Source organism: Sulfitobacter mediterraneus (genome assembly GCF_016801775.1).
Classification (GTDB): domain Bacteria; phylum Pseudomonadota; class Alphaproteobacteria; order Rhodobacterales; family Rhodobacteraceae; genus Sulfitobacter; species Sulfitobacter mediterraneus_A.
In genome coordinates this window covers 47261-72366 of record NZ_CP069004.1, presented here as the reverse complement: position 1 = coordinate 72366, position 25106 = coordinate 47261, and the positions used below count along the sequence as shown (strand labels likewise).

The window sequence follows — 25106 nt, the reverse complement described above, 5'->3', positions numbered from 1 at the left end:
ATGCCAGCGGTGCTATCTTAACCGGCATGAACGCCCTGCCCCCCAAATTTGACCAATGGTTCGCCAGCAAGGGCTGGTCGATCCACCCGCATCAACAACAGATGCTGGACCGCGCCGATGCACCCGCGCTGTTGTTGATTGCACCCACCGGGGGCGGGAAAACTCTCTCTGGCTTTCTGCCAACCTTGGTTGATTTGGCGGAGGGAGATCATCAGGGAATGCATACGCTTTACATCTCGCCGCTCAAGGCGCTGGCAGCGGATATCAAACGCAATCTGACCACACCGGTCACGGAAATGGGCCTGCCGATCACCATTGATGAGCGCACCGGCGACACCACCGCGACCCGCCGCAAACGGCAAAGGGCCGACCCGCCGCATATCTTTTTGACCACACCGGAAAGCCTTGCCCTCCTGGTCAGTTATGAAGATGCGCCGCGCATGTTCAAAGGGTTGAAGCGGGTTGTGATTGACGAAATTCACGCGCTGGCCGAAAGCAAACGGGGCGACCAGATGATGCTGGCCCTGGCGCGGTTGCAGACGATCTGCCCTGATCTAAAACGGGTGGGTCTGTCAGCCACCGTCGAAGATCCACAAGCCATTGCGCATTTCATGGCCCGCCATCCGGATCCCTGCGAGATTTTGCAGGCGGACCCCGGACCGGCACCCGATATCCGGATGCTCCGCACCGATGAAGCGCCGCCATGGTCGGGCGGCGGCGCGGCCTATGCCATCCCCGCTGTGCTGGAGGAAATCAAGAAACACCAAACCACCTTGATCTTTCACAACACCCGTGCGCAGGCGGAAATTTTCTTTCATAATTTGTGGCTTGCCAACGATGAGAGCTTGCCGATCGGCATCCACCACGGATCGCTGGATCGCGAACAACGCGCCCGTGTCGAGGCGGCGATGGTGCGCGGGGATTTGCGGGCGATTGTCTGCACCGGCAGTCTGGATTTGGGGATCGACTGGGGCGATGTAGATCTGGTGATACAGATCGGTGCGCCCAAGAACGTCAAACGTCTGGTGCAGCGGATCGGCCGCGCCAACCACCGATATAATGCGCCATCCAAGGCTCTGCTGGTGCCCGCAAACCGCTTTGAGGTGGTGGAATGTGTGGCGGCGTTGGATGCGGTGCTGGCCGGTGATCTGGACGGTGATCCGCGCGGCCCCGGCCCACGGGATGTTCTGTGCCAACACATCCTGATTGCGGCCTGCGCCGGCCCCTTTAACGCCGATGATCTTTTTGCCGAAATGACCAGCGCGGGAGCCTATGCCGCCCTGCCCCGCGCAGAATTTGACGCCTGTCTCGAATTTTGCGCCACAGGCGGTTACGCCTTGCAGGCCTATGACCGTTGGCAAAGGCTGTTGCAGCGGCCCGATGGCCAATGGCAATTGCGCGATCCCCGCGCCGCACAGCGCATCCGCATGAACATCGGCACCATTCAGGACACCGATACGCTCAAGGTTCGGATGCGGCGCAATCGCGGTGGCAAACCGCTGGGCGAGGTCGAGGAAGGCTTTGCCGCGACCCTGACGCCGGGCGATACCTTTTTGATTGGCGGACAGATCGTCAAATACGAGGGCCTGCGCGAGATGACCGTCGAGGTCAGCCGTGACGCCGCCAAAAAGCCGAAGATCGCTACCTTCATGGGCACCAAATTTGCCACCTCCACCCAGCTTTCTGCGCGGGTCCAGCATATGTTCACGCAAGACAGCTGGCCAGAACTGCCGCGCCACACGGCGGAGTGGTTGACCCTACAACGGGAGGTCAGCCAGTTGCCGCAGCCGGGGCGTTTGCTCATCGAAAGCTTCCCCCACGATGGGCGCGAACAGACTGTGATTTACGGCTTTGCCGGGCGCAACGGGATGCAGACGTTGGGATTGCTCCTCACCAAACGGATGGAGGAACTGGGACTGCATCCGATGGGCTTTGTTGCCACGGATTATGCCACGCTGATTTGGGGGCTGGATGCGGTGGATGACCCTGCGCCGCTGTTCGATCTGGGCGCGTTGCAGGACGGGCTTGAGACCTGGCTGGCCGGTAACGCGGTGATGAAACGCACCTTTCGTGCCTCCGCGACCATTGCCGGATTGATCGAACGCAACACACCCTCGGCCCGAAAATCGGGGCGGCAGGCAACCTTTTCGTCAGATATCCTGTATGACACTTTGCTGCGCTATGACCCTGATCATCTGATGATGCAGATCACCCGTGAAGAAGCGCTGCGCGGCTTGGTCGATTTTGGCCGTATTGAAGAGATGATCGCCCGGGTGGATGGCCGGATTGACCACAAACGGTTGTCCCGCGTGACCCCGCTGTCCGCGCCGCTGTTTCTGGAAATGGGCCGTGTGCCGGTCAAAGGCGCGGCCGAGGAGCGCCTGCTGGCCGAAGAGGCGACCCGTTTGATGGAAACCTCGGGCCTTGCGCAGATCACACCGCCGCCCTCGGACAAGCCGCGCTGGCGGGCGGGTTTTTGACCTGTACCATAGCCCGATCATTTTGCCCCGCTTTCGCTGACGATCCAGTCTTGAACCCGTGTCGTAATGGACCCCTTGCGCGGCGCGGGGTGATTGATCTTGACGAAATAGCCCCGTCCTGAGGTCACGACATGCGGCAACACTTCGACCAACTCTCCGTTGGCGATATGATCGTCGATCAGGCTGTGCCAGCCCAGTGCGATCCCCTGCCCCGACACCGCCGCGCGGATGATCATTTCATAGGTGTTGAACGTCGCACCCTTTTGCAAGACCCCGCTGCGCCCGCCTGCGTGGGACAGCCATTCAGGCCAATCAAACCAGGGGGCAGCGGTGTTTCCCGCGCCCAGATGCAACAGTTTGGATTGATAGTCCCATAGGTCATTCGCATCGGACAGAGGTCCTATCGTTTCCAAAAATCGAGGGCTTGCGATGGCGGACACAGCTTCGGGGAACAGCAAATGCGCCTCGGGGCCTACATCGGGTTTGGCCGCCATAAAGATTGAGATATCCGGCTGCACATCGCTTTCCTGCAACGGGTCTTGCGAGGCCAGAACCCGCAGATCAATCTCGCCCAGATGTTCACGCAACATCGGCAGGCGCGGCAGCAACCAGAAAGAGGCAAAGGCATAGTCCACAGCGATCAATACGCGGTTGGGCGCCGTGCGGCGGCGGCTCTGGTCGAACTGATGTGCAACCGTGTCGAGCGGCTCTGCCGCCATCTGAAACAGGGCCGCGCCACTGCCTGTCAGTTCGATCCCGGTCGAGCGGCGAAAGAACAATTCGGTTTGCAAAGTCTCTTCGAGATTCTTGATGCGCTTGCTCAAACTGGGTTGAGAGACGCCCAGCTCCTTGGCCGCGCGGGTGATGCTGCCATTGCGGCAAACCACGACAAATGCACAAAGGTCGGCCACGCTCCACAGCAGGTGGCGATAGCTATTGGTTATGGGAGCCATTCAATTCTCTCACTTCAACGGCAAAAAACCATACTCTACACATTTCTCTCATAGGAAAAAGCTTTGCCGTTCATATCTGCGTAGGTCGCAGGTGGTGCGCAGGCAGAGCGGCACAGGGGGGAATAACCAAGATGCAACCACCATTAACCGATCTGCCGATCAAGACGGCGGACAAGGGATTTTATTCAGGCTTCAACGTCGATGTCACCGTGACGTCAAAACTGGTCGTTGGCGCGCTGGTCATTTGGGCCGTCGCCTTTCCCGAACAGGCCGGTTCGGTCCTGTCCGGGTTCAACAGTTTTATTCTGGCCAACTTTGGTCTTTGGTACATCTATGTGATGGCCTCGTTTGTTCTGGTTTGCATCGCGCTGGCCCTCTGGCCCGCCGCCGGACGGCTCAAGCTGGGTCTGCCGGACGATGTGCCGGAATTTTCAAATTTTTCGTGGTTCTCGATGATGTTTGGCGCGGGCATCGGGGTCGGCATGTTGACCTGGGCCGTGGCCGAACCGATTTACCATTTCCGCAACAATCCTGAGGTTATTCAGGGCGCGGTTGAGGGCGGCACGGCAGAGAATTTCATCAATGCCTACCAATGGTCCTACCTGCACTGGGGCTTTTCGGCATGGGCCTCCTATGCCATCGCTGGCCTGTCATTGGCCTATTTCGCCTATCGCCGCGGTTTGCCGCTCACCATCCGGTCCTCGCTGACACCGCTGTTTGGCAGGGCGCTGTCTGGTCCGCTGGGCACTGTGATCGACATTGTGGCGGTGATTGCAACAATCCTTGGGGTTGCGCAGACGCTGGGCTTCGGTGTCGAACAGTTTGTTGCCGGGATGAGCCGGATCGGCATTGGCGAGTGGCTGATGAACGACGAAGGCACGGCGTCCTCGCTGGGCATCATCGTGGCCATTGTGATCATCATGGGCGCATCAACCCTGTCGGCGCTGTCCGGCGTGGGTAAGGGCATCAAATGGCTGTCCAATATCAACATGGGTCTGTCGATCTTCTTGCTTGGGTTCCTGATGCTGTTTGGCTCCACCTGGTTTGGCGTTCAGGCGTTGTTCGTGGGCATGTGGGAATACATCATTAACCTGCCGTCGATGATGTTTACCGTCTATTCCGGCGATGGCACAGGCGGCGTTGCGGACAAGCTTGAAGGCTGGCAGGGCGCATGGTCCGTGTTCTATTGGGCATGGTGGGTGGCTTTTGCACCCTTTGTTGGCTTGTTCCTTGCACGGATCTCGCGGGGGCGCACCATTCGTGAGTTTGTTCTGGGCGCGTTGATTGTGCCTGCGATCATGTGTTTTGTCTGGTTCTCCTTTGCGGGCGGCACAGCCATCGACATGGAGTTGAACGGCGCAGCCGATGGCGCGATCTTTGGGGCCAGCGATGGCGACAAGATCTTTGCCATGACCGGCCTGATGCTGGGAGAGGTTCTGGGTTGGGGCATGGCGGTGATCATCGTTATCTTGCTGATGACCTATCTTGTGACCTCGGCAGACTCGGCGGTTTTGATCGTGAACACCATCAATGCCGCAGGCGACGAAGGGCCAAAGGCGCGTCCGCATATCCTGTTCTGGGGTGCGGCACTGGCGGCTGTGGTTGCGGCGCTGTTGCTGGTGGGCGGCTTGACCGCGATCCAGACGGCGATGGTGATCGGGGCATTGCCGTTCTCTTTAGTTATGGTGTTGATGTGGATCGCATTGATCAAGGCGATCTACAATGATGGCCGCCGCGAGGCGGTAGGCGTGACCACCACCTTTGATCCGGAAACATCCGAAAGTCATTAAAACAAGATCGAGCAGTTGCGCGGCCCGCCGACCTTTGGTCCGGCGGGCCGTTGCGTTATGAGGGGGCCGCCCGCCGCGGCGCTTGCCAAACCTGCAGAATTCCAACATGAAAATAGGATGAACGGATTTGATTTCACTTTGGCCGGCGCGCAATTGATGGCGCTTGGGTCCGGCGCGCTTTGGTGGGCCGAGCAAAGCCTGCTTTGTGTCAGTGATCTGCATTTGGGCAAATCCGAACGGATTGCGCGGCGTGGCGGTGCGGCCCTGCCCCCCTATGACACCCGTGATACGCTGACCCGGCTGGCGGCAGATCTGACGTTGACCAACGCCCGTAGCGTGGTCTGTCTGGGGGACAGTTTCGATGATCTGGGTGCGGCCCTTGCCCTGCCCGAGGAAGAGCGGCTTTGGATCACGCGTCTACAAGCGGGACGGCGCTGGGTCTGGATTGAGGGCAACCATGATCCCGGACCGGTGAACCTGGGTGGCAGCCATCTGTTTGAACTGCCCATCGCGCCTCTGACCTTTCGCCACATTGCCCTGCCTGGGGCCAGCGGTGAGGTTTCGGGGCATTACCATCCCAAGGCCAGCGTCAGCCTGCGCGGGCGCAGCATCTCGCGGCCTGCGTTCCTTTTTGACAGTGACCGGCTGATCCTGCCCGCCTATGGCACCTATACCGGCGGGTTGCGCAGCCGCGCCGAACCTTTGGCAGAACTCATGCGCCCGGAGGCAAAGGCTATCCTGACAGGCAAAACCCCCACTGCAATCCCGATGCCGCGATAGGACGATCATGACCCCAGAGGAAATTGCCCGCATACACAGCAGCTTTGGCGCGCAAAGCATGATGGCGACCCTTGGTGCGGCGCTTGGGGATGTGGCGCGAGGCAGTGTCACGATCACCGCGCCAATCCTGCCCGGCGCGATGCAGCAACAGGGATTTGGCCACGCAGGGCTGACCTTTTCAATCGGCGATTCTGCCGCTGGCTATGCGGCCCTGACCACCCTTCCGCTCGACAGCGAAGTGGTCACGGCCGAGATCAAGATCAACCTGCTGGCGCCCGCCATTGGGGATCGGCTGATCGCCGTGGGCAAAGTGGTGAAACCCGGCAAGCGCCTATGCGTGGTTACTTCGGAAGTGTTTGCCGAAACGGGCGGCACCCGCAAATTGATCGCGATTTTGCAAGGCACCATGGTGCCGGTTGCGGGCTAGGGTCTAGGGGCAGACCTCCTAAAGCAATCCCGCCGCCTTGGCCGCTGGGCGGTTGCTGCGGCTGACGGGCACTTCGCTGCCGTCGGACATCACCAGAATATCCCGCCCGTTGCTGCGCCGGTGACCGGTGACCGCATCCAGCGCAATCCAATGGGACCGGTGCACCACAAGCCCATGTGCCTTTTCCAGCTCTGCCGCCGCATCGCTGAACCGCATTAGGATCAGGCTATCGCCTTTGGTGGTCACCACGTTGAGATAGTGATCCTGCGCCTCAATCCGGACCAGCGGGCCGCGCTGTGCATATGGAATGCGCTTTAGAAACCGTGCTGTGCTCTCCGGTGGATCTTCAAGATGCGCAGCGGCGGGATGGACCTGCTGAATCAGCCAGATGAACCCAATCACCAACAGGACAACAATGATAATCAGCCCCAGAAGGTATAAGAAAAAGCCCCAGGCCGGATCAATGCCGAACACCCAGAGGTTCAGCATCACGACGAACCCGCTGAGCCCAAGCCCGTATACCAGCCAGAGCGCAGCGCGCCGCCATTGATCACCCGCATGGGCCAGATCCGGCAAGAAACTGCCCCAGACCGAAGCCCCGACCACCACAAACCAATAGGCAAATCGCCCCGCCAGCGACAGGTGGTCGATTGTACCAAATGGCCCGGAGAGGGCGCAGACCACTGTCACCAAGATCCAGACTGCCGTGCCCAGTACCAACCCGCGCCGTTCACGAAGCGCCAGATGCAAAAGGCTCGGTTTGCTTGTCATTCGCGTGTCCCTCATGTCAGCCGCGCAAAGGGGATCGCAATCCCTGAGCGGTTTCTGTCACATCCGTCCCCAGATGTTCAATGGAGCCCGACATGACCCTTGCACCGCTGCTGCGTGCAGACCCAATCATTCAAATACACGCCATTGCCGCAATGCTGGCCTTGGGGATCGCCGTTATGATGTTTGCCCTGCCCCGCGGCACGCCACTGCACAAGCGGATGGGGCGCGTTTGGGTGGCCTCCATGGCGGTGACCGCGATAAGCAGTTTCGGGATCTGGGGGTTTCGCCTGATTGGCCCGTTCAGCCCCATTCACCTGCTGTCGGCCTATGTGCTTTATGGCCTCATCGGTGCGGTCCGGGCGGCGCGGCAGGGCCGGATCGCCGAACATCAGGCGATCATGAAAAGCATCGTTTTCTGGGGGCTGATCGTGGCCGGGGCGTTTACCTTTATCCCCGGCCGGATCATGTTTTCCGTGGTGAGCGGCGGTTAGGCCGTCAACCCTTCAGGCTCTTCCAGACCATTTGCGCGGCAGCAGGCCGTCACTGTATTTGCCAGAAGGCAAGCGATGGTCATCGGACCAACACCGCCGGGAACAGGCGTGATCGCGCCAGCACGTGCGGCGCAGCTTTCGAAATGAACGTCGCCGACCAGCTTGGTCTTGCCTTCGCCCTTTTCCGGCGCATCCAGACGGTTGATGCCAACGTCGATCACGGTTGCGCCTTCCTTGATCCAGTCACCCGGCACCATTTCTGGGCGGCCCACGGCGGCCACAACGATATCGGCACGGCGCACCACGTCGGCCAAATCCTTGGTGCGGCTATGCGCGATGGTCACGGTGCAGCTGTCGTTCAGCAAAAGCTGCGCCATGGGTTTGCCCACGATGTTGGAACGCCCGATGACAACCGCATCCATGCCAGAGATCGACCCATGATGATCGCGCAGCATCATCAAACAGCCCAGCGGCGTGCAAGGCACCATGGATTTTTGACCCGTGCCCAAAAGGCCCACGTTGGAGATGTGAAAGCCGTCCACGTCCTTGGCAGGCGAGATGGAGTTGATCACCAGATCTTCGTCCAGATGGCCGGGCAGCGGCAGCTGTACCAGAATGCCGTGGATTTCAGGATCGTTGTTCAGATCATCAATCAGCTTGAGCAGATCCGCTTCGGAGGTGCCGGCGTCCAGCTTGTGTTCGACCGATTTCATACCAACCTCGACGGTCTGTTTGCCCTTCGAGCGGACGTAGACCTGGCTGGCCGGGTCTTCGCCGACCAGCACAACGGCCAGACCGGGCGTGATGCCGTGATCGGCTTTCAGGCGCTGCACATGGCCCGCGACTTTCTCGCGCACGGTGGCTGCAAAGGCTTTTCCGTCAATGATCTGAGCTGTCATCAGGCTCTCCCTTTAAAAATCTGTCCGGGCATAGGCGTCCCGGTAGTGGTTCATTTGCATTTCTGTGGCATGGACCGCGTTGGACATCAGCGTCGCAACCGTCACGGGGCCAACCCCGCCCGGTACCGGTGTGATCCAGCCCGCGACATCCTTGCAGCTTTCGTAATCGGCGTCGCCAACGGTCTTTCCATCGACCCGGTTGATGCCAATGTCAATCACAACGCATCCGGGCTTGAGCATCTCGCCCGTCACCAACCCCGGCTTGCCCACCGCAACAAATACCGCATCGGCGGCGCGGCTGTGCATCGCAACTGATCGGGTCATGTGGTGGCAAACCGTGACTGTGGCGCCAAGCCCCATCAGCAGGAATGCAATGGGCTTGCCGACAATTTCGGAGTGACCGATCACCGCGACGTTGAGACCTTCGATATCCAGCGGCAGGGTTTTGAGAATTTCGACTGCGGCCACGGCCGTACAGGGGCCAAGCGCCAGATCGTTGTAGACAATATTGCCGATGGACGCGGGGTGCATACCTTCGACGTCTTTGAGCGGATGCACCAGCTTTTGCAGGGTCTTGACCGGGATGTGATCCGGCAAGGGGCGCTGGATGATGATCCCGTTTACGCGCGGGTCAGCGTTCAAACCTTGGATGATACCGGTCAGCTGTTCCAGCGAGGTATCGGCGTCATAATTGCGCGCCTCGAAATCCACGCCGGCGCTGTGGGCCGACTTTTGCTGGTTGCGTACATAAAGTTCGGCGGCGGCGACATCGCCCACAGACAGGGACACCAGTTTGGGCTGCCAGCCCTTATCGGCCAGCTCTCCAGCACGCGCTGCAACGCCCTTGCGCATCGTTGCTGCAATGGCTTTGCCGTCGATGATCGTTGCACTCATGTAAATTGGTCCTTTGCTGGCGCGAAAATACGGCCAAGCAGGGTGGAATGGATAAGGGGGGCAATTTGCCCCCCTTGTGTTGTTTAGAACAGGCCTTCGACTTCGCCTGCATCGTTCAGACCGATGCTTTCGGCGGAGGGCACCCGGGGCAGGCCCGGCATGGTCATGATCTCACCGCAGATGGCGACGACAAAGCCGGCACCCGCGCTCAGACGCACTTCACGCACAGGAATGTCGAACCCTGTTGGCGCACCGCGCTCGTTCGGATCCGTGGTAAAGCTGTACTGCGTCTTGGCCATACAAACCGGCAGGTTGCCATAACCCTGATCTTCCCATTCCTTCAGCTGGTTGAGGATCTTCTGGTCCATCTGGGCGCTGTCGGCACGGTAGATCTTGGTCGCAATCGTGTTGATTTTGTCCGCCAAGCCCATGTCATCAGGATAGATCGGAGCAAAGTTGCTTTCGTTGGCTTCGATGGTTTCGACAACTTTGGTCGCCAGATCGGCGGACCCTTCGGAGCCCAGTTCCCAGTGACGGGACAGAACCGCTTCGGACCCTTGGGAGGCCACGTAATCCTTTACCGCCTGCACTTCGGCGTCGGTGTCGGTGACAAAGTGGTTGATCGCAACAACCACAGGCACACCAAAGGATTTCATGTTCTCGATGTGACGGCCCAGGTTGGCACAGCCGTTCTTGACCGCGTCAACGTTTTCGCTGCCCAAGTCGGCCTTGGCCACGCCGCCGTTCATTTTCATCGCGCGCACGGTGGCGACGACAACAACGGCAGATGGCGCCAGGCCCGCTTTGCGGCATTTGATGTTCAGGAACTTTTCTGCACCCAGATCGGCCCCAAAGCCCGCCTCGGTCACAACATAATCGGCCAGTTTCAGCGCGGTGGTTGTCGCGATGACAGAGTTACAGCCGTGTGCGATGTTGGCGAACGGGCCGCCGTGGACAAACGCTGGGTTGTTCTCAAGGGTTTGTACGATGTTCGGCTGCATTGCATCTTTCAGCAAAACAGTCATCGCGCCGTGCGCCTTGATATCGCGCGCAAAGACGGGGGATTTGTCGCGGCGATAGGCCACGATCATGTCGCCCAGACGTTTCTGCAGATCTTCGAGGTTTTTCGCCAGGCAAAGGATCGCCATAACCTCGGACGCTACAGTGATGTCAAAGCCCGCCTCACGGGGGAAGCCGTTGGCAACACCGCCCAAGGACGTGGTGATCTGGCGCAGGGCGCGGTCGTTCATGTCCACTACGCGGCGCCACACAACGCGGCGGGTGTCGATTTCAAGGTCGTTGCCCCAGTAGATGTGGTTGTCGATCATCGCCGACAGCAGGGAGTGCGCGGATGTGATCGCGTGGAAGTCGCCTGTGAAGTGCAGGTTCATTTCTTCCATTGGAACGATCTGCGCGTAGCCGCCGCCTGCGGCGCCACCCTTCATGCCGAAGTTTGGTCCAAGCGATGCTTCGCGGATACAAACGGCGGCTTTTTTGCCGATGCGGTTCAGGCCATCGCCCAGACCGACGGTCGTTGTGGTTTTTCCTTCGCCCGCTGGTGTCGGGTTGATCGCGGTGACAAGGATCAGCTTGCCATCTTTGCGGTCTTGTACAGAGTTGATGAACTGCTGGCTGACTTTGGCTTTGTCGTGGCCATAGGGCAGCAGATCGTCAGAGGAGATGCCCAGCTTCGCGCCGATTTCCTGAATCGGGCGTTTGGACGCTTCTCGTGCAATTTGAATGTCGGTCTTGAAAGCCATTAGGAATCCCCTTTTGCCAAACTGGCGTTTTCTTTGCCCTGTCTTACAGGGATGCGGGCGGTGTCGGAGGTCGCATTTCCGACATATCCGCCTCTCGTTGCGGCGATGAGCCGATCAGGCGTTTCTTTTTGGAAACGCCCCGCGCTTATTTATGGGCCCATGCCCGCTGTCCGGGGATGTGCAAACGCAAAACGTCCCCAATCGATAACTGCCCTTCCCGTTCGATCCAGGCGCAGACGCCCCGGCGGCCCCGTGCGGCGGGCAAGAATCCTTTGCCGTGACCGGGGTGATCGTTCTCAATCTCGCGGGCGGGATAGTTGCAGGGGCCGTTTTGCATATCCACCACGATGGTCGCGCCATTCTCGGCTTGCAGGCGGGAGTTGGGCGGCAGGTGGGTGAAATCATCAATCCCCTCAACCACGAGCGAGGCGCCAAGATGGATCGGGTTGATCGCCTCAAGACCAATTTCCTTGGCGATGATATCCAGCTCTTCCGCGGACAGAATGGAAAGCTGCCGCACATTGCGGATCTCGGTGCCTTTGGGGTGCTGCGACGTGACACGCACACAGGAGGCACGGGTCAGCCCTTCGTGGTAGTCCCCTGCAATGCCGGCATAGCTGGCAAAAGCGGTGTCAATCGGTTGTGACCGGATATTCGGCCGATCCTTAGGCACTGTGCCCATCCAGGTGATGCGGGCGTAATGATCAGTTGGTATTAATTCTGGCATGGTGTTCCTCGAAATTTTCAAACCGGCCCCGTGGACGGCGGCGAACTGCCGCAGGGTCAATTCATGCGGCGCACCTTGCTGAAACCCTCGCCAAAAGAAAAGACCCCACCGAAGCAGGGTCTATAATTTCTTGTTTCAGAATGATCGGGCCTCGTGATGGCCTGGCCAAATCAGACCGAGGGTTCTGGCTCCATCCCGCCGGAGGGCGGTGATTTCTTGCCTTTGCCCTTGGCTTTTGGAATGGCCGTCACGCTGGGTGCGTTGCCTTCGTCCGAATTGTCGTCATCGGGATCTTCGGCGGGCGGCTGTCCAGCCATCACGCGCTTGATCTCTTCGCCGGTCAGGGTTTCGTATTCCAGCAGGCCTTGCGCAAGACGCTCGAATTCTTCGCTGTTTTCGCTGATCAGCTTGTAAGCCAGTTCATAGCCCTCATCGATGATCCGCTTCACTTCGCTTTCGATCAGTTCCTTCGTCGCCGCCGAGACAGAGAACCCGCCCGCGCCTCCGTTGGCCTGATATCCAGCCGCAGCTTCCTGGTAGTCGATGTTGCCGACCTTGTCGGACATGCCGTAACGCATGACCATTGCACGGGCCAGCTGGCTGGCTTGCATGATGTCGCCCACAGGGCCGGACGATACAGAGTCAGCGCCGTATTTGAAGATTTCAGCCGCCTTGCCCGCCATGGTCATGGCAATGCGTTCCTCGGCTTCATCCTTGAACATCTGCAGCTTGTCCATTTCTGGCAGGCTCATCACCATGCCCAAAGCGCCACCGCGCGGAATGATCGTGGCCTTGTACACCGGATCACATTTCGGCAGCTTGATGCCGACGATGGCATGGCCTGCCTCGTGATATGCGGTTTTTTCCTTTTGATCCTGCGTCAGCACCATCGACCGGCGTTCCGCACCCATCATGATTTTGTCTTTCGCGGATTCAAAATCCATCATTGCAACAAACCGGCGCCCCAGTCGCGCGGCGGTCAGTGCCGCCTCGTTCACAAGGTTGGCCAGATCGGCACCGGAAAAGCCGGGCGTGCCACGGGCGATGATGCGCAGATCCACATCAGGGCCAAGCGGTGTTTTGCGGGCGTGCACGCCAAGGATCTTTTCGCGGCCTTTGATGTCTGGATTGCCCACCGTCACCTGACGGTCAAACCGGCCCGGACGCAGCAATGCAGGGTCCAGAACATCCTTACGGTTGGTCGCGGCGATGATGATGACACCTTCGTTCGCTTCAAAACCGTCCATCTCGACCAAAAGCTGGTTCAAGGTCTGTTCGCGTTCGTCATTGCCGCCGCCATAACCGGCACCACGATGGCGACCCACGGCGTCAATTTCGTCGATGAACACAATACAAGGCGCGTTCTTTTTCGCCTGTTCAAACATATCGCGCACACGCGACGCGCCAACGCCGACGAACATCTCGACGAAATCGGACCCCGAGATGGTGAAGAATGGCACACCCGCCTCACCCGCAATGGCGCGGGCCAGCAAAGTCTTACCAGTACCGGGAGGGCCTTCAAGCAAAGCGCCCTTGGGGATCTTGCCACCGAGGCGCGAGAATTTCTGCGGGTTGCGCAGGAATTCCACAATCTCTTCAAGCTCTTCCTTGGCTTCATCAATGCCAGCGACATCGTCAAACGTGACGCGCCCATGCTTTTCGGTCAGCATCTTGGCCTTGGATTTGCCAAAGCCCATGGCCCCGCCTTTTCCACCGCCCTGCATCCGGTTCATGAAATAAATCCACACACCAATCAGCAGCACAATCGGCAAGAGCGACATCAAGAAGGTCTGGAAGCCTGATTGTTCCTGAGGCGTGGCTTTGACCGGCACCTCGTTGTCAATCAAAAGCGTTGTGATTTCAGCATCTTCCGGTTTAATCGCGACGTATTCTGCACCGTCCGCCTTGCGGAAGCGGACCTGCTCGCCATCCAGCGTCACCTGACGCACCTCACCGTTTTGAACGGATTTTACAAACTCTGAATAAGTGATCTCATTGCTTTGCAAATTTCCGCTGGATCCGCTGAACAGATTGAACAGCGCCAAAACCAGCAAAAGCAAAACAACCCAGAAGGCGAGATTACGCACGTTGCCCAAGGACATTCTCCCAATTTCTTCGGGTTGCGCGGATGCGCGAACCCCCAGGTCACACCGAAATGGCGCGGACACCATACTAAGATAGAGATGATGCGCTCATGTTCAATGCGATAATAATGCGCCGTAGAAGGACTCTGCGCCGCCGTCGACCTCCGCATGCCAGTTTTGGCCGTAGCCAGCAAGAGGGGCCGCGACAAGTTCATTGCCGCGCCAGACCGCAGGCGTTGACAACAGGACCGGGTGCGGGCGGCCCGTTTCGCGCCAATTGGGGCATTGGGCCAGCCCGTGATCGCCCAGCACCCCGATATGCAACCCGTCGATATTTTGTGCGGCACCGTCATTTGCCAGCGTCCAACGACCGTCCCAAAGATCTTGAACCGGGGTGGTGATCGCACTGGCGGGCTTGTATTCTCTGAAGATCCAGATCTCGCCGCCCACACGGCGCAACTGGCATCCATCCGCCGTTCCCGCCTGCCCTTTGCGCATTGCGCTCATCAACGCGCTGACCGCGCCGCGCCGCGCCGGGTAATCCTCTCCGCTGATCCAGTTGAGCGCTTGAACAATCAGGCGGCGCTGGATCTCATCAGGTTGCACCCGCAGCTGCCGTTCCTCTATGACCACCGCCCCTGCATCAATCGTCACGATATCCCGCGCCACGAGAAAGCTTTGCCAATTCAGCGCCTTACGCGCCTCGGCCATCTGACCAGCCACTTGCGATAGCCCTTGGGCGTCAATGCCCAAAGGTTCCAATAGCTTGAGCGCCTCGCGCATGCGAACCCGTTCAAATGTGGCATCTTCGTTGCTTGGGTCTTCGATCCATTTGATATTTTGGTGCAGCAGGTAATCCCGCAGATCCGTCCGGCTGGCCCGCAAAAGCGGCCGCACCCAAATGACGCTGTGGCGGGTGATACGTGGCGCCATACCCGAAAGGCCATCCACCCCGGCCCGCCGCGCCAGCCGCATGAGCAGCGTTTCCGCCTGATCATCCGCGGTATGGCCCAGCGCAACTGTCGAAATCTCATGTTGTTTTGTCCAACCCGCAATCAGCTCATACCGCGCCTTGCGGGCTTCGTTTTGCAGATTGCCGGTGCCGTCCCACCCCTTCCAATACAGGGTGTCATGGGCAATGCCGTGGCGTTCACAAAAATCGGCGACTGATTTTGCCTCGGCTTCGGCCTCGGGGCGCAGGCCGTGATTGACCGTAACGGCCCGCACTTTGGTGCCGTGCAATGTGGAAAATCCATGCATCAGGTGCAAAAGCGCAACGGAATCGCCGCCGCCTGACACTGCAACGCCCGTCACCGCAGGTGGATGTGGAAGGAACGCATCCGAAACCTGCTGTGTCAGGCGTGTGAACATCCGCTCAGGAACAGCCGATGGTCTGCCGACGCTGTTCGGCTTGGGCCACCATGGGGCTGTTGGGGAAACGCACACCAATTTCACTGAGTGTCACGCAGGCCTCCTGGGTTTGGCCAAGATCCGCGAGGGCACTGCCAAGCTCATAAAGGGAATGCGGGGCCATCGGCCCTTCGGGTTCGGTGCTAAAACTGGCGAGGAATGCGCGGGCGGCCTCTCGGGTGTCGCCCAGCGCGGTCAGTGCCTCGCCGCGGCGCAATTCGGCCTCTGCGGCTAGTGGTCCGCCCGGATAGGTCTGATTGAAGGTCGCAAAGAGGTCTGCGGCGGTGCGAAAGTCACCGGAGGCGAGCACCTCCTGCGCCCGCTTGAAATCATCCGCTTCGCCAATGGCAAGCGATGCCTGATCTGTGGGCGTTGAGGGCGCGGTGATCGGCGCCGATACAGAGGTTTGCGTGTCGCCGCCCAAGGTGGTTGTCTCACCCAATGCGGACAGATCGCCCCCTTCAAGCTCAACCAAGCGGAATTCCAGATCGCCGATCCGGTTGGTGCCATCGGCAACAATGCGGTTGATGCGGTTTTCCAGCTCTTCGGTTTTGGAAGTCAGGCGCTGCAATTCGCTTTCCATCGCGCCGACACGTTCCAGCACGCTCACGCCGGCAGCATTGACCGACGCGCCGCCCGTTGTTGACAGCTCCCGCTTGAGCTTTTGCACCTCGACAAACAGCACGTTCAGTTCCTGGCGCACATCGGCCAGTGTCTGATCATCCTGGGCCATTGCCACAGCAGGGCAGAGCAAAAGCCCGAGGATCGCACCGCGTAGAATTGCCACTGTCATGTTCTTCCCTTCGGTTAGCTGGTCAAACCACCAGCAAGCACTGTAACCGCACGGCGGTTCTTGGCATAGCAGGCCTCGTTCGAACACACCTCGATCGGCCGTTCTTTGCCATAGCTGACAACCCGCAGACGCGATGCTGGCACGCCCTTGGACACCAGATATTCGCGGGCCGCATTGGCGCGGCGTTCGCCAAGCGCGAGGTTATACTCCCGCGTGCCTTGTTCATCGGCATGGCCTTCGATCACCGCCTGATAGTCGCTGTTGGTCAAAAGCCACGTGGCTTGGCCGTCCAATGTGGCGCGGCCCGTGGCCGTCAGGTTGGACTGGTCCACCTCGAACAGCACCCGGTCGCCGATGGCCTGCTGGAAATAGGCCGTTGAAGCCGGATCATTGGCACTGCCCGGCACAATGCCGGTATTCACAGGCGCGGCGGAGCCGACATAGGTGCCATCCTCACCGCCAAAACGGCCCGGATTGGTACAGGCCGACACGGCCAAGGTTGCGATCAGGATCGTGCTTGTCGTAATGCGTTTCATGGTCTGCCTCTCATGGGTGGCGTTTTTGTTGTTTGATTGATGTTTAACACAGGCCGCGCGGGCATTGAAATTTTTTCCCGCACCGGGCCGATCACTTTTGCAGGGGAGACCACGATGGGTCGGACCCGCCTTCGGGTGTGCGCACCGGACGCAGATTGCGGCCAGAGACATCCACCGAATAGAGCGTCGATGAACCGCTTGCCCCTTGAGTCTCGCGGGCAAACATCAACACCCGACCGTTGGGTGCCCATGTCGGCCCCTCATCGAGGAAAGATGCCGTCAAAAGCCGCTCTTCGGAGCCATCGGTGCGCATGACGCCGATATGGAAACGGCCTTTGTTCTGTTTGGTAAAGGCGATCAGGTCACCACGCGGTGACCAGACCGGCGTACCATAACGCCCCTCGCCAAAAGAAATGCGCGTCGCCTCGCCGCCGGTCGCGGGCATGATATAAAGCTGCTGCGTGCCGGACCGGTCGCTTTCGAACACGATGCGCCCGCCGTCTGGCGAATAGCTGGGCGCGGTCTCAATGGCCGGTGTGTTGGTCAGGCGCACGGATTGGCCACTGGCAATGTCCATGCTGTAGATGTCAGTGTTGCCGCCCTGCGAGATCGAAAACACCACCGTTTGCCCCGATGGGGAAAACCGGGGTGCAAAGCTCATGGTGCCGTCGGCACTTTCCAGAACGCGCCGCTGCACCGAGCCGACATCCAGCACATAGATCCGCGGAAAGCCGGTTTCGTAAGATGTATAAAGCACCCGGTCGCCCGTGGGTGAGAACCGCGGTGCCAGCACGATGGAACCGCTGTCCGTGAGGTACTGCACATTCGCGCCGTCATAATCCATCACCGCGAGGCGTTTCTTGCGGGCATCTTTCGGGCCGGTCTCGGATACAAAGACCACGCGGCTGTCAAAATAGCCGCCTTCGCCGGTGATCCGGCTATAAACCGCATCGGCCACCTTATGTGCCATGCGCCGCCAGCCCTCGGTTGTGCCGGAAAACTGCAATCCGCTGCCCAACTCGGCGCCTGAGAACACATCATAAAGGCGGAACTTGACGGTCAGGCTGTTGCCTTGCACGTTCACCGCGCCTGTGACCAAGGCCTGCGCGTTGATTGCCTTCCAATCGGCATATTGCACCGGCGCGTTAAAATCGCTGACTGTCGAGATAAACGCAGAGGCGGGAATTTCCCGGAACAACCCTGTGCCGGTCAGGTCATCTGAGACCACGCGCGCCAGGTCATTGGCCATCTGTCCGGCCTCGGCGCTTTCTGGTTGAAAGCTGGGCACTGCAAAGGGCAAGGGTTCAATCACACCCTCGGTGATTTCAATACGCAACGGCCCCTGCTGGGCCAATGCCCCGCCGGCCTGAAATCCAAAGATCGCCACAGCCGCGGCAAGACATTTCAACGTAAACCTGACACTCATCTGATACGCATCCTTTCGGGATTGAACGTGATCTTACTATTCCGCCAATTGCGGCGGTTTTCGAGGGGAAGTTTGCCCGCAATGACACCATGGCGGAACGCCGCTGCAACGAGATACAAATTTCCCATCATTTGACCCGCATCTTTTCGGGATTGAAGGTCATCTCAATGCTTTGCCACTGGCCGTATTTGTCTGCTGGCAGATCATATCCTTTCGACCCGCAGCGGATGATCGCGCGGCGGGCTGCCTCAAAGGCCTGCTTGGCCGAGGCCGCCGTCCCGCCGGAGCTGCCCTCCATACGGATCGACCCGACAATCGGTTTGCCGTTCTGCGCCATTTCGACACTGACGACCACCGTCGTCTGCAAGGCGGCGGTAGACAGCGAACCCACGTTCCAACAGCTGCTGACCGCAACGCGCAGGTCTTCCTTTTCACCTGCGGTCAAGGGCGGACCGCTGGGCGCGGCGGGTTTGGGGGTTTCTGCCGGTGCTTGCGCAGCGGCAACCGCTGCTGCAATCGCGGCGGCGTCGGCGTCTTCGCTGCTGCCGCTTTCCGGCTCGGGCTTGGCGGCCGCCACCTGCGGCTTGGGCGCAGCAGGCCGTCTTCCCGGCGGGCGCGGCGAGGCTTTGGGCGCCTGGGTCGCTTCGGTCACAATTTCCGTTGTCGCCTCTTCCGGCGCGGTGGCCTCTTGCGGCTCCTCGGGCGGCGCTTCGGCAGCAGGCTCCGGCGTCACGGCCTCTTGCGCAACCGGATCAGGCGCCGCCTCCGGTGCGGGTTGGGCCACCGGTTCGGGCGCGACACGTGGCACAGGGCGCGGCACGGAACGCGGCGCCAAATCCGGGATGATCACGGCCACATCGCCGCTGGGTTGATCCAGTTCCGGCGGGGTGTCTGCGACTTCGGCCTCGGGTGGAAGGGCGGCTTGCTCTGTCACCTCGGGGGCCGGATCGGCGGGCGGCGTTTCCGTTGGAATGGGTTTGGGCTGCTCAATCGCCTGATCCGGCGTTGCCGCAATCTCGGGCGCGTCTGGTGTCACCTCGGGTGCGGCAGGTTGGGCCACCTCTGTTGGCGCATCCGGCGCTTGCCGGGCGGCCAGCATTGCCTCAAATTCCGCGCCGGTGATCACCGAGACCTCAGTCATTTCAAACGGCAAAGGCTCTGACTGGAACACACCACCCAAAAGCAACCAGCCAATCAGGCCAATGTGGCCTGCGCCAGAGATATAATGCCCGGCATGCACCGCCTAGTTCCCCGATGCAACGTCGCCGTCCAGCGCCGGACCGCCAATATCCGTCACCAAACCGATGTTGGAAAACCCGCCTGCATTCAGTGCGCCCATGATCTCCATCACGGCGCTGTAAGGCACCTTGCCATCCGCCCGCAGGAACACGCGGTCGCTGGTGCGCTCTGCCGCGATGGCCCGCAGTCGCGTGACAAGCGCGGCCCGTTCCACCTGCGTGGTCTGGATCTGAACGGCGCCCTCGGCGGTGATGGTCACGGTCAGCGGCTCTTCCTGATCGGCAGGCAATGCGCCTGCGGCGGTCTTGGGCAGTTCAACCGGCACCCCAACCGTCAGCAAGGGGGCAGCAACCATGAAGATGATCAAAAGCACCAGCATGACATCCACGAAAGGCGTCACGTTGATCTCTGACATCGGCTGAACCCGGCCACGCCTGCGGCCGCGTCCGCCCCCGCCTTGCTTTTTGACTACACCTGCGCCCATCTGTCAGCTGTCCAACTGGCGTGACAGGATCGTGGCAAATTCATCGGCAAAAGCCTCATGTGTGCCCAGCACCCGGTCACTGTCTGCCGAAAGCTTGTTGTAGAAAATAACCGCCGGAATCGCGGCAAGCAGACCAAGACCCGTCGCCAAAAGCGCCTCGGCAATGCCGGGGGCCACCACGGCGAGGTTGGTGTTTTGTTGTTCCGCGATTTCGATAAAGGCGTTCATGATGCCGATCACCGTCCCGAAAAGACCGATGAAAGGCGCGGATGACCCGACTGTTGCCAGCACCGTCAGGCCTTTTTGCAGGCGCTCGGCCTCCTTGGCGATGGCCACATCCATGCTGCGGTCAATGCGGGCCGTGGCACCGGGGATCAACCCGCCATCATCGCGGTGCGAACGGCGCCATTCCGACATGCCTGCCGCAAAAATCTTCTCCGACGGGCCATCGGGATCTGCGCCAATGGTGTCAAACAATCCATCCAGCGGCTCCCCCGACCAGAACGCCCGATCAAACCGCGCGGCCTCGCTTCGAGCGCTGCGATATTGGATCAATTTCTGGATGATGATCGACCAAGACCAGAACGAAGCGATGATCAGCATGATCATCACAAGTTTCACCGTCAGCGTGGCCCGCGCAAACAGACCCCACATGGAGAAATCAATCTCCTGCGCCAATGCCAGCGTTTCTGCTTCCATTTTTCCCGCTCATATTTGTGCCGTTTACACGGCGTGCTGCCTCAAGGGCCCTGTTTTCAAGGCTCCATTTCGCCTGAATCTAGCGAAGTGCAAGAGTGAAAGCTAGTGCAACGGCCTTATTCCGCCGGATCGGCCAGCATTGAGCGAAGTTTTGCTGGCAAACGGGTCGGTTTTCCGGCGGTTGTCATGCAGACCGCCGTAACCTTGGCGCGAAAAATCACCTCGTCCCCCCGCAGCACCTCCTGATCAAAGATCCAGCGCGTCGCGCCTTTGCCGTGATGGCTGGTGCGCACCTCAAGCCGGTCGCCAAAGCGGCCAGAGCCAAGATAGTCCGCCTCAACCCGTGTGATCACGAACACAAGATCCTCATCGCGCATGCTGCGTTGGTCGACGCCCATCTGCTCGACAATGTCGGATCGGGCCCGCTCAATATAACGCAGATAGTTGGCGTAATAGACGATGCCCGCCATATCGGTGTCCTCGTAGAACACCCGCACAGGAAAACTGTGGCTCATTGCACCGCTCCAACCCGCGCGGCCAGCCGCAGCGCATGTGAGGGGTCTTGCGCCGCATGGGGCAAAACCGGATCATAAGCGGCGCGGATCAGTGCCGCCACATCGGGGCGCAGCACCGTGGTGTCCGCCGCGATGGCCAGCGGACTTTGGTCCTGAAACGCCTCATCCGACCATAGCAGCATGGATTGCACGATCTGGCTGAGCGCAAGGGTCTGCGCCGGTACATCGGCCAGATGGTCGTCCATGCGCAGAAACACGAAACAGGCCTTGATCGCGCCCGCCTCATCAAAGCGGAAAAACCGGTATTGATTGGCATCTGCGGCCTGCAGCCGCCCAACCATCTGATCCAGATCCGGCACCAGACGGTCCATGCCCGGCACCTCGATCAATTCGGCCCAGTCCGAGAAAAAGAACATCATCAGATTGCTGCCCAACTCGGCGTCCATCTCTCCCATGTCGTGGCCCGCCAATTGGCAGGTCGCCTCAATCGCACCCTTCACAACCGCCAGCGTGGCGTCATCCACGCCAAATACAATGGGGCACACCGGCCGCCCCCAGCGCGCAAAGGCAAAGCTGCCATCACTGCGGGTGAACAGGGTTTCGATCTGCGCTGCATCCATCTTCATTTGGCCCTTAAAAACTCATTTCTGCCCTGTCATCCAAACAGATCGCTCTGCGATTTGGGCGGTGTCATGCCCAGATGCGTCCAGGCTTTTTGCGCCAGCATCCGCCCGCGCGGTGTGCGCTGGATCAACCCTTGTTGCAACAAGAAGGGCTCGATCACCTCTTCCAGGGCATCGCGGCTTTCGGACAGGGCTGCCGACATGGTCTCAATGCCCACCGGTCCGCCTTGGTAATTTTCGGCAATCAAACGCAGATACCGCCGGTCTGCACCATCAAGGCCCAGGTGATCCACCCCCAGCCGCGTCAGCGCCATATCAGCCAATGCGCGGGTCACGCGTCCGTCCCCTTCGACCACGGCAAAATCGACCACCCGGCGCAGCAGACGGCCCGCGATGCGCGGGGTGCCGCGGGCGCGTTTGGCGATCTCGCGGGCGCCGCCCTCATCAGCGGGGGCACCCAGCTTGCGGGCGTTGCGGTCCACGATGACGAACAGCTCGTCCTCGGTGTAGAACTGGAGCCGGGTGGGAATGCCGAAACGGTCACGCAGCGGCGTGGTCAAAAGCCCCATACGGGTGGTTGCCCCCACCAGCGTAAAGGGCTGCAGTTCGATCCGCACCGTGCGGGCGGCGGGCCCTTCGCCGATCACCAGATCCAGCTCAAAATCTTCAAGCGCGGGGTAAAGCACCTCTTCGACGGCCGGGTTGAGCCGGTGAATTTCGTCGATGAACAAAACGTCGCGGGCTTCAAGGTTGGTCAGGATCGCGGCCAGATCGCCCGCCTTGGCCAGCACAGGGCCAGAGGTCATGCGAAAGCCAACACCCAATTCACGCGCCATGATCTGTGCCAGCGTTGTTTTGCCAAGGCCGGGGGGGCCGTGAAACAGGGTGTGGTCCATCGCCTCGCCGCGTTGGCGGGCGGATTGGATAAACACCTTGAGGTTTGCCCGTGCCTCTGCCTGCCCGACAAATTCGTCCAGCATTTGTGGACGCAAAGCCCGGTCAAAGTCTTCCGGCAGCGCCTCGGGGCGAACAGTGGGGTCTATTTCTGTCATCATTTATCCAAGCAGGACCGGCGCCGGGGCCGTTGTCTGCACTCTACCCTTTGGGGGCCAGAAGTTTCAACGCCGCACGGATCAATGTGGGGGTGTCCGCGCCCTCTTGGTCTCCGGCGGCCTGGGCCACGGCCCCTGCTGCATCGCCGGGGGCATACCCGAGGTTGGCCAGCGCCGACATCGCCTCGGCCTGCGCAGAGGCATTCGGCGGTGTCATTGGTGGGGAGGCCGGCGATACCGCTTCGATTACGTCAAAATCTGCCGCGCTTTCGCCTTGGGCCTGCGCCATGGTGCCGCCCATCGCCATCACGCTGGGCGCCTTGTCTTTGAGATCCAGCACGACGCGCTGCGCAATCTTGGGGCCAACACCTTTGGCCGCCTTAACCGCATTCCAATCCCCAAGCGCAATGGCCCGGCTGACCCCATCCGGGCCAAGCGTGCCCAGGATCGCCAGCGATGCCTTTGCCCCGACCCCTTGCACAGAGGTCAACAGCCGGTGCCATTCCTTTTCCACCAAGGTCTGAAATCCAAAGAGTTGCAGCACGTCTTCGCGCACCAGCAAATCGGTATAAAGCGCGGCGACCTGCCCCGCGCCGGGCAAAGCGGCCAAAGTGCGTTCGGAACAATATACCAGATAACCAACACCGCGCACGTCGATCAGAACATGATCCGTGGTACGGTACTCGATGCGGCCCGAGATTTTGCCAATCATGCGCTTGCCTTTGCGATTGCAGCCGCCAGTGTGCTCGCGGCGCCGTGATGGGCATGGCAGATGGCGATGGCAAGGGCATCGGCGGCATCCGGTCCTGCGATTTCAACCCCCGGCAATTGCATTCGCACCATATGCGCGATCTGGCCCTTGTCGGCATGACCGACACCCACAACGGTTTTCTTGACCTTGTTCGGGGCATATTCGCCCACGACCAAACCGGCCTGCGCCGGAACCAGCATCGCGATGCCCCGCGCCTGCCCCAGTTTGAGCGTGCCAGCCCCGTCCTTGTTCACGAATGTTTGCTCTACCGCCGCTGCCTCGGGGCGGTAAGTGGCCAAAACACGGGTCAATTGCCCATGCAGAGACAATAAACGATTCGCCAGATCATCCCCTTCTGAGCAACAGATTCCGTTCGCGACATGCGAAATGCGGCTGCCCGCCACGTCGATCACGCCCCAGCCGGTGTTTCGCAACCCCGGATCAATGCCAATAACCCTGATCATCTGCCCGCCTCGTTCAATTTTGTTGCTTTTTTGATGCACTAGCACGAAACGCGAACATCCGCCAAGCATTTCGACAAATCATCCGATTGCGACACCCCGATTGTCGCTTTCCGGCCGCATCGGTCATTATCGCCAAATTCGAGGTCAAAAACGACAATACCAAGCCATGATTTTGCCTTACTTAACGGTAGCTTAACCACAATCCTGACCTATGCAAAAAACGCAGGTCACACATGCGTTTCCATCTGTTGTGCAATCCCGGACTTAGGCCTATCTGCCCCTCACACCGCCGGGGAAACCGGCCCAACGATTAGACATAAAGGACGGCTAACATGGCATCTTTCGACACATCCCGCACCGCATACGGCTCCGCGACAGCCGTTTCTTCAATCGCCGCATTCTTCGCAGGCATCGTCGCCTCCGTTGTTGCATGGAACGACGCACGCGTGACACGCGCGGCACTGGCATCTCTGTCCAACCGTGAGCTGGAAGACATCGGTCTGGTTCGCGGGGACATCGACTACGTCGCACAATCCAACATCATCCGCTAAGGCGGAACGCGGCGCTGCCCAGCGCCGCACCACGTCCTAGAACGAAAAGCCGCGCTTCTGATCGACAGAAGCGCGGCTTTTTCGTGTGGAGGGTTGCGGCCCCATCGCAGGGGCCGTTCCAGATTACTTCAGCTTGGTCACAGCTTTTTCTGCCAGTGTTGCAGTCACCGGATCAACGGACAGGGCAAATGCGCCTGCTTTTTCGATGATGGTGCCGTTCTCCAGCGTGGCAAGACGCGCGTTGTAGGTCTCAGGACCGACAGCCGCCAGCATAAATACCTTGAAGCCCAAAAAGCCAAGCAAAGCCATCATCACCAGCTTGACCGGAAACGCCCAATTGCGGCGTTCCTCTTTCGGCTCAATTACAATCAAACCGCTGGTACTGATCTTAGTGCCATACCCACGCGTCATTTTAGCGTGTTTCTCACCCAGCATTTCCAGCCGGTTCACGAAGTGATCATGCGTTTCTACCATGACAGTCTCTCTCAACAGTCGGCCCCCACCGCT

26 protein-coding genes are annotated in these 25106 nt (G+C 59.8%); 6 read left to right on the top strand and 20 right to left on the bottom strand.

All coding sequences use genetic code 11. The annotated features are described in order from the left end of the window. The first annotated feature begins 26 nt into the window (after positions 1-26). Positions 27-2480, top strand: a complete 2454-nt coding sequence (locus JNX03_RS00280; protein ID WP_203210515.1) for a ligase-associated DNA damage response DEXH box helicase — start codon at positions 27-29, stop codon at positions 2478-2480. Between the two features lie 17 nt (positions 2481-2497). Here JNX03_RS00280 and JNX03_RS00275 read toward each other — a convergent pair whose 3' ends face one another. Further along, on the bottom strand, positions 2498-3433 hold the full coding sequence (locus JNX03_RS00275) for a LysR family transcriptional regulator (protein ID WP_203210514.1): 936 nt from the start codon (positions 3431-3433) through the stop codon (positions 2498-2500). A gap of 131 nt (positions 3434-3564) precedes the next feature. On the opposite strand from JNX03_RS00275, the gene JNX03_RS00270 reads away from it, so the two are divergent. The 3 genes from JNX03_RS00270 (at position 3565) to JNX03_RS00260 (ending at position 6430) form a co-directional block, all read left to right on the top strand. Next, positions 3565-5223, top strand: coding sequence for a BCCT family transporter (locus tag JNX03_RS00270; protein WP_203210513.1), 1659 nt, complete (start codon positions 3565-3567; stop codon positions 5221-5223). Positions 5224-5340: 117 nt separating this feature from the next. Then, on the top strand, positions 5341-6003 hold the full coding sequence (gene pdeM, locus JNX03_RS00265) for a ligase-associated DNA damage response endonuclease PdeM (protein ID WP_203210512.1): 663 nt from the start codon (positions 5341-5343) through the stop codon (positions 6001-6003). Positions 6004-6010: 7 nt separating this feature from the next. Next, positions 6011-6430 carry a PaaI family thioesterase gene (locus JNX03_RS00260; RefSeq protein WP_203210511.1) on the top strand — a complete coding sequence of 140 codons (420 nt, stop codon included), beginning with the start codon at positions 6011-6013 and terminating at the stop codon, positions 6428-6430. Positions 6431-6448: 18 nt separating this feature from the next. On the opposite strand, the gene JNX03_RS00255 is transcribed toward JNX03_RS00260, so the two are convergent. Next, on the bottom strand, positions 6449-7201 hold the full coding sequence (locus JNX03_RS00255; RefSeq protein ID WP_203210510.1) for a LytTR family DNA-binding domain-containing protein: 753 nt from the start codon (positions 7199-7201) through the stop codon (positions 6449-6451). A gap of 92 nt (positions 7202-7293) precedes the next feature. On the opposite strand from JNX03_RS00255, the gene JNX03_RS00250 reads away from it, so the two are divergent. Then, positions 7294-7692 carry a DUF2306 domain-containing protein gene (locus JNX03_RS00250; protein ID WP_231024098.1) on the top strand — a complete coding sequence of 133 codons (399 nt, stop codon included), beginning with the start codon at positions 7294-7296 and terminating at the stop codon, positions 7690-7692. Here the strand turns inward: JNX03_RS00250 and folD are convergent. The 17 genes from folD to ruvC form a co-directional block, all read right to left on the bottom strand. Then, positions 7689-8591, bottom strand: coding sequence for a bifunctional methylenetetrahydrofolate dehydrogenase/methenyltetrahydrofolate cyclohydrolase FolD (folD, locus tag JNX03_RS00245; protein ID WP_203210509.1), 903 nt, complete (start codon positions 8589-8591; stop codon positions 7689-7691). The genes JNX03_RS00250 and folD overlap by 4 nt on opposite strands. Before the next feature lie 12 nt (positions 8592-8603). Then, positions 8604-9485 (bottom strand): bifunctional 5,10-methylenetetrahydrofolate dehydrogenase/5,10-methenyltetrahydrofolate cyclohydrolase, encoded by an 882-nt coding sequence (locus JNX03_RS00240; protein ID WP_203210508.1) that lies wholly within the window; start codon positions 9483-9485, stop codon positions 8604-8606. Positions 9486-9568: 83 nt separating this feature from the next. Then, positions 9569-11245, bottom strand: coding sequence for a formate--tetrahydrofolate ligase (locus tag JNX03_RS00235; protein ID WP_203210507.1), 1677 nt, complete (start codon positions 11243-11245; stop codon positions 9569-9571). Between the two features lie 145 nt (positions 11246-11390). Further along, positions 11391-11972, bottom strand: coding sequence for an MOSC domain-containing protein (locus JNX03_RS00230; protein WP_203210506.1), 582 nt, complete (start codon positions 11970-11972; stop codon positions 11391-11393). Positions 11973-12142: 170 nt separating this feature from the next. After that, positions 12143-14068, bottom strand: a complete 1926-nt coding sequence (gene ftsH, locus JNX03_RS00225; RefSeq protein WP_275290511.1) for an ATP-dependent zinc metalloprotease FtsH — start codon at positions 14066-14068, stop codon at positions 12143-12145. A gap of 102 nt (positions 14069-14170) precedes the next feature. Continuing rightward, entirely contained in the window at positions 14171-15427 is a 1257-nt protein-coding gene (tilS, locus tag JNX03_RS00220; protein ID WP_203210504.1) for a tRNA lysidine(34) synthetase TilS, read from the bottom strand. Positions 15428-15431: 4 nt separating this feature from the next. Beyond that, positions 15432-16259 (bottom strand): tol-pal system protein YbgF, encoded by an 828-nt coding sequence (gene ybgF / locus JNX03_RS00215; protein ID WP_203210503.1) that lies wholly within the window; start codon positions 16257-16259, stop codon positions 15432-15434. Positions 16260-16273: 14 nt separating this feature from the next. After that, positions 16274-16795, bottom strand: coding sequence for a peptidoglycan-associated lipoprotein Pal (pal, locus tag JNX03_RS00210; protein WP_203210502.1), 522 nt, complete (start codon positions 16793-16795; stop codon positions 16274-16276). Between the two features lie 91 nt (positions 16796-16886). Next, positions 16887-18221 (bottom strand): Tol-Pal system beta propeller repeat protein TolB, encoded by a 1335-nt coding sequence (gene tolB, locus JNX03_RS00205; protein ID WP_203210501.1) that lies wholly within the window; start codon positions 18219-18221, stop codon positions 16887-16889. A gap of 127 nt (positions 18222-18348) precedes the next feature. Next, complete coding sequence (locus tag JNX03_RS00200; protein WP_203210500.1) at positions 18349-19461, bottom strand: energy transducer TonB; 1113 nt, start codon at positions 19459-19461, stop codon at positions 18349-18351. 3 nt (positions 19462-19464) lie between these two features. Continuing rightward, positions 19465-19944: a protein TolR gene (gene tolR / locus JNX03_RS00195; protein WP_203210499.1), complete on the bottom strand. Its 480-nt coding sequence runs from the start codon at positions 19942-19944 to the stop codon at positions 19465-19467. A gap of 3 nt (positions 19945-19947) precedes the next feature. After that, positions 19948-20643, bottom strand: coding sequence for a protein TolQ (tolQ, locus tag JNX03_RS00190; protein WP_203210498.1), 696 nt, complete (start codon positions 20641-20643; stop codon positions 19948-19950). Positions 20644-20759: 116 nt separating this feature from the next. Beyond that, entirely contained in the window at positions 20760-21158 is a 399-nt protein-coding gene (locus tag JNX03_RS00185) for a YbgC/FadM family acyl-CoA thioesterase (protein WP_203210497.1), read from the bottom strand. Then, entirely contained in the window at positions 21155-21784 is a 630-nt protein-coding gene (locus JNX03_RS00180) for a hypothetical protein (protein WP_419584920.1), read from the bottom strand. Before JNX03_RS00180 ends, JNX03_RS00185 begins: the two co-directional genes overlap by 4 nt. Before the next feature lie 29 nt (positions 21785-21813). Beyond that, entirely contained in the window at positions 21814-22833 is a 1020-nt protein-coding gene (ruvB, locus tag JNX03_RS00175; protein WP_037910064.1) for a Holliday junction branch migration DNA helicase RuvB, read from the bottom strand. Between the two features lie 43 nt (positions 22834-22876). Further along, the gene (ruvA, locus tag JNX03_RS00170; protein ID WP_203210496.1) at positions 22877-23545 is read right to left on the bottom strand and encodes a Holliday junction branch migration protein RuvA; all 669 of its coding nucleotides are present in this window, start codon (positions 23543-23545) and stop codon (positions 22877-22879) included. Further along, the gene (ruvC, locus tag JNX03_RS00165) at positions 23542-24045 is read right to left on the bottom strand and encodes a crossover junction endodeoxyribonuclease RuvC (RefSeq protein ID WP_203212072.1); all 504 of its coding nucleotides are present in this window, start codon (positions 24043-24045) and stop codon (positions 23542-23544) included. Before ruvC ends, ruvA begins: the two co-directional genes overlap by 4 nt. A 335-nt stretch (positions 24046-24380) precedes the next feature. Here ruvC and JNX03_RS00160 point away from each other — a divergent pair, with 335 nt between their 5' ends. Beyond that, positions 24381-24599 carry a DUF1127 domain-containing protein gene (locus tag JNX03_RS00160; RefSeq protein WP_203210495.1) on the top strand — a complete coding sequence of 73 codons (219 nt, stop codon included), beginning with the start codon at positions 24381-24383 and terminating at the stop codon, positions 24597-24599. Positions 24600-24722: 123 nt separating this feature from the next. Here the strand turns inward: JNX03_RS00160 and JNX03_RS00155 are convergent, their stop codons facing one another. Next, the gene (locus JNX03_RS00155) at positions 24723-25049 is read right to left on the bottom strand and encodes a hypothetical protein (RefSeq protein WP_203210494.1); all 327 of its coding nucleotides are present in this window, start codon (positions 25047-25049) and stop codon (positions 24723-24725) included. Between the last annotated feature and the right edge of the window lie 57 nt (positions 25050-25106).